The organism is Neobacillus sp. GCM10023253 (assembly GCF_042653105.1).
Taxonomy (GTDB): domain Bacteria; phylum Bacillota; class Bacilli; order Bacillales; family Cytobacillaceae; genus Neobacillus; species Neobacillus citreus.
This window is the reverse complement of record NZ_JBHSHV010000008.1, coordinates 431,676-437,889: the sequence shown is the minus strand read 5'-3', so window position 1 is coordinate 437,889 and position 6,214 is coordinate 431,676. Positions and strand designations below refer to the sequence as shown.

Here is a 6,214-nt window from a genome sequence, read left to right as displayed (position 1 = left end):
TGAAGAAGGTTGACCTCAAAATTGAAATATAGAGAAAACAAGAGAAAACATAAGCTTGTGTCCGGAATTAGGGGGCCAAACCGGTTAGGCGGATATCTCTTGGAAATCGGCGGATTCTTAATCAGTAGAATCATAAAAAAGAACGGGTCCAAGAACCCGTCCCATTAACTATTTAACCACAGCCCCAACTCTACGTTCCACAAACTGCTGCATTCGCTTTAAAGCTTCCTGCAGTTGTTCCATCGAAGTTGCATAGGAGCAGCGGATATACCCTTCGCCGCTTTCACCAAAGGCATTGCCTGGTACAACGGCAACTTTTTCCTCTATCAGGAGTTCCTCAGCAAACAGCTCGGAACTCAGGCCGGTCGCCTTGATTGATGGGAACACATAAAAGGCTCCGCCTGGTGTATGGCAGTCCAGCCCGATATTGTTCAACGTGTCCACTACATAATTACGGCGGCGGCGATAGCTGTTACGCATCGCTTCAACCTCATGGTATGTGTTGCGCAGTGCCTCAATGGCCCCGTGCTGAAGCATATGCGGTGCGCACATGGTCGTGTATTGATGAATTTTTAGCATATGCCCGACAAACTCAGCAGGAGCTGCCAAGAATCCCAACCTCCAGCCTGTCATCGCAAAGCCTTTGGAAAAACCGTTAATTAAAATTGTCCGCTCATACATGCCTTCTATCGCAGCGAAGCTTGTAAATTCCTCGTCATAGGTTAGTTCGGCGTAAATTTCGTCGGAAACGACAATCAGGTCATGTTTTATGATCGTCGCGGCGATTTCTTTCAGATCTTCACGCGTTAAAGCCGTACCAGTTGGATTGTTTGGCGAACAGATTAAAATAGCTTTTGTTTTTTCCGTGATCGCCGCTTCAATTTGCTCGACAGTGATTTTAAAGCCGTTTTCAGGTGAGGTGGATACAGGGATTGGTGTCCCGCCCGCCAATGCCACCAATGGTGCGTAAGAAACGAACGACGGTTCTACGATAAGGACTTCATCGCCAGGGTTTACAATCGCCCGAAAGGCAATGTCGATTGCCTCGCTTGCCCCAACAGTGACGATGATTTGGTTAACGGGATTGTATTCCACGTTAAAGCCTCTCTGTAGATAGGCTGCAATTTCCTCACGCAGCTCCAGCAAGCCGGCGTTTGCCGTATAGGAGGTGAAGCCTTGTTCGATGGATAATATCGTTGCTTCACGCACGTTCCAAGGTGTAATGAAGTCCGGTTCCCCGACACCTAGCGAAATAACGCCCTCCATACCGGCGGCCAAATCGAAAAATTTCCGTATTGCTGATGGCTTAAGTTCTCTAGCTGTATTTGACAGATATTTCGAAATGTCATTACTCATGGTGTAACCACCATTCTGCGGTCTTTTTCGTCGCCGCTATCAAAACAAACGCCATCATGCTTATATTTTTTCAACATGAAATGAGTGGTCGTAGAAACAACACTTTCAATTGGCGATAATTTTGCCGAAACAAAGGAAGCGACTTCGTGCATCGTTCTTCCTTCGACAGTAATGGATAAATCGTAGGCACCTGACATCAGATACAAGGAAGATACCTCAGGAAAACGGGCGATTCTTTGAGCCACTTCGTCAAATCCTACCCCGCGCTTTGGTGTGACCTTTACGTCAATCATCGCAATAGTATGTTCCTGCCCCTCAACCTTGCTCCAGTTGATCAAAGTTGGGTAACTCATGATGACTTTTTGCTCTTCCAGCTTTTTGATCGTTTCGCGGACTTTCTCCTCGCTGCTCATGACCATGGACGCGATGGTCGCCGTTGAAATTTTGTGGTTCTCTTCAATGATTTTTAGAATTTCAATTTCTTCACTATTAAGCTTCATAAGGGAGTACCTCCTAAACTAGCTAAACTTAAAAAATCCTACCTATGATTTTAATCCTTCTCTGCATGAAAGTCACTCCCAAATACTGTTATACAACAAATATATTGTGCTAGCACAAAAAACACAGCCACTTAATGAAAAGTGTCCACGTGAGGCGGACAATGTCCGCGGCTGGTGTCAGGCATTAATGGAATGGAAAGATACTAATGCAGGAGGCAACAATAGAAGCTGTATTGGTGATGGCAAATACCGATGAAGTAAAGCCCGCTCGATAAGGCGGGCTGCCAGTCCCTATTAAATTACAAGCTTATTCTGCTAAAATGAACACATCCGGAAATCCGGCATTTTTAATGGCGTTCATCCGCTCTTCAGCATTTTCACGGCTTGAGAAGGCCCCTGCCTGAGCGCGGTACCAGGTTTCTCCACTTATGACAACAGTATCAACGAACGCCTCGACCCCTTTCGCCTGGAGAAGAGCTACCTGCTTGTCCGCATTTTCTTTGGACTTGAAGGAGCCGGCAATTACCTTGTATAGTGTACCGGTAGGCGGCGGGGTTGGTTTTCGCTGCAAATTAAAAGCCTTGGCAAGCCCGTTTGCGTGGCCTTGAGCGACATCCTGGCGCCACCCTGCTTGTTTCATTAGCGCGGAATCATGGGCATTTGTAATAAAGCCATTTTCAGACAGAATCGCTGGCATGGCTGATTCGCGGAGGACATGGAAGTTGGCCTTTTTCATTCCGCGGTCGAGAAGTTGGTTCATTTTTACGACTTCCCCATGGATGATTTCACGGTACTTTGCCGTTTGCGAGGAATCTGACAGACCATTATAAATGTAATCCTCGTATCCTTGTGCAGCGATTGAAGCGGCATTTATGTGAATCGATAAATAATAATCGGCCCCCCAAGCATTTGCCTCATTTGTCCGAGCGCTCAAGCTTTTCGAGATGTCGCTTTCCCTGCTCATCTTTACTTCAACATTTTCATATTGATTGATTAAAATGCTTCGCAGCCTTAGAGATATATCGAGCGTTACATCCTTCTCATTCAATCCATTGCCCTGAGCGCCAGGGTCGGTGCCGCCGTGGCCTGGGTCAAGATATATCTTCATTTCATCACCTCCATTCTTATTTCACCTATATCTTATGAAAAAAAGGTGGACAGGGTTCGGGCAGGTGTCAGCAAGCTTTTTACCCTTTCCACCTTTTATTTATGAAAACAATCCCCAAAAGGATAGGCTATGGAACAATTTATTCTGGGATCAGTTTAAAAAAGAAAAACCCTTTTTAATAAAAGGGCTAAAGCAAAATCTAATCAAACGTTTGAAGAGGAAATATGCTTTTTTAAAAAAAAATCAGTAAATCGATCAACTCTTATGGCTTCCATGTAGAAAATATAAACTTTTAAAATAAGGGAAACTACTGCTCGATTTTCGCCAAACGTTTAATTAGTGGAAATTCTCCTTAATATTGAATCTCCTTTTGGATGCTATCCAGATTTTTAATGGAGAAATTCACCATCCGTTTATAAAGGTTTAAAACCGATTGACCATATGTGGTTCCCGGTACAGCCCACTTGCCATTTAAGGAGGTCCATGTTGGTGCGGATCCCCTGCTTACCAAGTGGAAACGCGGATCCACTAATGGAAATTGGTTTGGTAGCGGGTTCGTGGTCGCATAGGCGAACAAGTGCTGCAGGTGAGCGATTACCCCTTCTTCAGGTGTTTGGAAGCTGGCACCTGGATTGTTGGGCCCGGTTGCTCCGATGCCGGCGAAGTTGTCCTGCCCCGGCTTGACGACGCCAGTGAATCTGAAGAAGTTTGTCTCGTGAACGGCCTGTGCAAATGCGACGTCTCCGCGAATTCCGTAATATTCGCCATATTTTAGATAAAGACTTCCCAAATTGGGAGCACTTGGGTTGACGTTTTTTACAAATCGGTTCATATGCTCTGGCGATAGGAAGGTTGGTCCGAAAATAGAGTTAATAGTTGAATCTTGGACAGGGGCGATCGGGGTTTCAATGACTGTTTCAGAGCCGCTGCTTGTTTCAGAATCGCCGCCTAAAGCAGTACCGTTATTCGGGTCAGTGGTGCCGGATGGGGCCGCTTCACTCCCTTCATTTGTGACACTGCCAGTACTAGAACCGACTTCTGGACTAGGAGCATTCCCCGAAGAATTGCTGTCAGACGCCCCGGAATTATCCGGTGTACTGCTTGTTCCTCCTGTCGGGCTTGTGGCAGTTACGCCGCCTCCTTCGATAATAATGAAGGAATCATTAAATCCAGCAATTTGCACAACTTTCAAGCGCTGTTCGGCGTTTTCCCGGTTCGCGAAAGCACCTATTTGGACGCGGTACCAGGTCCCACCTGAAATGTTTGTAATATCCACAAAGGCATCAAATCCCATGGACCGAAGTTTGGCTACGCGCTCGTCTGCATTTTCCCGTGATTTGAACGAACCGGAATAGACTTTGAAAAGGGTTCCGGATACGGGAGTAGACGGCACAGGTACTGGCTGAGGGGCAGGAGCAGGTGTTGGGGCGGGCGCTGGCTGCGGTACTGGAGCGGGTTTATATTTTCGAACAAGATTAAAAGCTGCTGCAAGACCGTTCGCATGACCTTGAGCGACCTTCTGCCGCCACGCATCTTGCTTCATTAGCGCTGAATCATGAGCGTTAGAGATAAAGCCATTTTCCGTTAAGACGGCTTCCATATTGGACTCACGCAGCACATGGTAATTGGCCTGCCTCGTGCCGCGGTCAATTAACTCGTTTACCTTCATTACCTCTGCATGAATGATACCTTGGATCTGGGCTGTTCGTGAGGACCTAGAAAGGCCGTTATAAATATAGTCCTCATAACCTTGGGCGGAAGCGCCCGCTGAATTGATATGAATTGACAGGTAAAAGTCTGCGCCCCAAGCATTCGCCTCGCTTGTCCGGGCACCCAGGCTTTTGGTGATATCACTTTCACGACTCATTTTGACCGATACATTTTCAAACTGATTGACTAAAATGGAGCGCAGCTTCAATGCAATATCCAAGGTGACATCCTTCTCATTTAGACCGTTTCCTTGAGCGCCAGGGTCGTTTCCGCCATGCCCCGGGTCTAAATAAATCTTCATTTCATCTCCTCCATTTCACTTATTATCATATATATCCTATGGCAAGAGTTTGAATTGGTTCGGGCCTAGTACATTGTGCCTGTGTTCCCGACTTTTTGGGCAAGGAGTACTTTTTGTAAAGTTTTTTGGAAAAAGGCTAAGAAACCGAAAATGGGGCATCATTTTTTTAATAATGCTATAATACATAAGTCACGTGAATCTTATATAAGGGGAAATGAATGATGATCCTTGTTGTAGGCGGCGCAGGTTATATTGGCAGCCATCTTGTGAAAGAACTAGTTGAAAAAGACGAGGTAGTCGTATTGGACAACCTGTCTACCGGCCATCGCGATGCCGTTGACAGCCAGGCGATTTTTGTAAAAGGCGACCTTGGCAATGAAGAAGATTTGGACATGATTTTTCATAGTTATCCGATACAGGCCGTGATGCATTTTGCGGCAAACAGCCTCGTTGGCGAGTCAGTCGTCGACCCAATGAAATATTATCAGAACAATGTTGCTTCTACTTTAACTTTATTAAAAGTTATGATGAAACACAATGTCAAAAACTTTATTTTTTCATCCACAGCGGCTACATACGGGATTCCGAATGTGGACATCATCGATGAATCAACGCCAACGGCACCAATCAATCCGTATGGCCATTCAAAGTTAATGATCGAGCAAATTTTGGCTGATTTTTCAAAAGCCTATGATTTACATTATGTTGTGCTAAGGTACTTTAATGCTGCAGGAGCACATGAATCTGCTGTGATTGGCGAAAGCCATGATCCCGAAACGCACTTGATTCCAATTATTCTGCAGCAGTTGTTAGGCCAGCGGGAAAAGATTTCTGTTTTCGGTTCGGATTACGATACCGAGGACGGCACATGTATCCGTGATTATATTCATGTCACCGATTTGGCTTCGGCTCATATTCTGGCACTTGAAGCGCTGTTATCTGGAGAGAAAACGGCGGAGATCTACAATCTTGGCAACGGGCTCGGATACTCCGTTAAAGAAGTAATTGAAACGTGCGAACGTGTAACAGGCGTGAAGGCCAATGTCGAAATGGCTGACCGCCGCGCCGGCGACCCAGCAAGACTCGTAGCCTCTTCCGATAAGATTTTCAACGAACTCGGATGGAAAGCAGAACGCAACCTAGAACGCATCATCGCCGACGCCTGGAACTGGCACCAGGAGCAAAGGTACTAGGTGATGCATGGGGACGGTTCTTGTGCATCATTTTTAAGAGGACCAG

At 46.0% G+C, this 6,214-nt stretch carries 5 protein-coding genes; 1 reads left to right on the top strand and 4 read right to left on the bottom strand.

The annotated features are described in order from the left end of the window. Positions 1–168: 168 nt before the first annotated feature. From ACFPA1_RS12685 to ACFPA1_RS12670, 4 genes are all read right to left on the bottom strand, one after another. A complete protein-coding gene (locus ACFPA1_RS12685) occupies positions 169–1,356 on the bottom strand; it encodes an aminotransferase (RefSeq protein ID WP_378583419.1) in 1,188 nt (395 codons plus the stop codon). Beyond that, entirely contained in the window at positions 1,353–1,856 is a 504-nt protein-coding gene (locus ACFPA1_RS12680) for an Lrp/AsnC family transcriptional regulator (RefSeq protein ID WP_378583416.1), read from the bottom strand. The genes ACFPA1_RS12685 and ACFPA1_RS12680 overlap by 4 nt, the downstream gene beginning before the upstream one ends. 307 nt (positions 1,857–2,163) lie before the next feature. Then, a complete protein-coding gene (locus tag ACFPA1_RS12675) occupies positions 2,164–2,964 on the bottom strand; it encodes an N-acetylmuramoyl-L-alanine amidase (protein WP_378583413.1) in 801 nt (266 codons plus the stop codon). A 352-nt stretch (positions 2,965–3,316) separates the two neighbouring features. Further along, on the bottom strand, positions 3,317–4,975 hold the full coding sequence (locus ACFPA1_RS12670) for an N-acetylmuramoyl-L-alanine amidase (protein ID WP_378583411.1): 1,659 nt from the start codon (positions 4,973–4,975) through the stop codon (positions 3,317–3,319). A gap of 221 nt (positions 4,976–5,196) precedes the next feature. On the opposite strand from ACFPA1_RS12670, the gene galE reads away from it, so the two are divergent. Next, entirely contained in the window at positions 5,197–6,168 is a 972-nt protein-coding gene (gene galE / locus ACFPA1_RS12665) for a UDP-glucose 4-epimerase GalE (protein WP_378583453.1), read from the top strand. Positions 6,169–6,214 lie beyond the last annotated feature (46 nt).

Coding starts and splice junctions, on each gene's coding strand:
- ACFPA1_RS12685 (WP_378583419.1), bottom strand. CDS start 1,356: ATGAGTAATGACATTTCGAAATATCTGTCAAATACAGCTAGAGAACTT.
- ACFPA1_RS12680 (WP_378583416.1), bottom strand. CDS start 1,856: ATGAAGCTTAATAGTGAAGAAATTGAAATTCTAAAAATCATTGAAGAG.
- ACFPA1_RS12675 (WP_378583413.1), bottom strand. CDS start 2,964: ATGAAGATATATCTTGACCCAGGCCACGGCGGCACCGACCCTGGCGCT.
- ACFPA1_RS12670 (WP_378583411.1), bottom strand. CDS start 4,975: ATGAAGATTTATTTAGACCCGGGGCATGGCGGAAACGACCCTGGCGCT.
- galE (WP_378583453.1), top strand. CDS start 5,197: ATGATCCTTGTTGTAGGCGGCGCAGGTTATATTGGCAGCCATCTTGTG.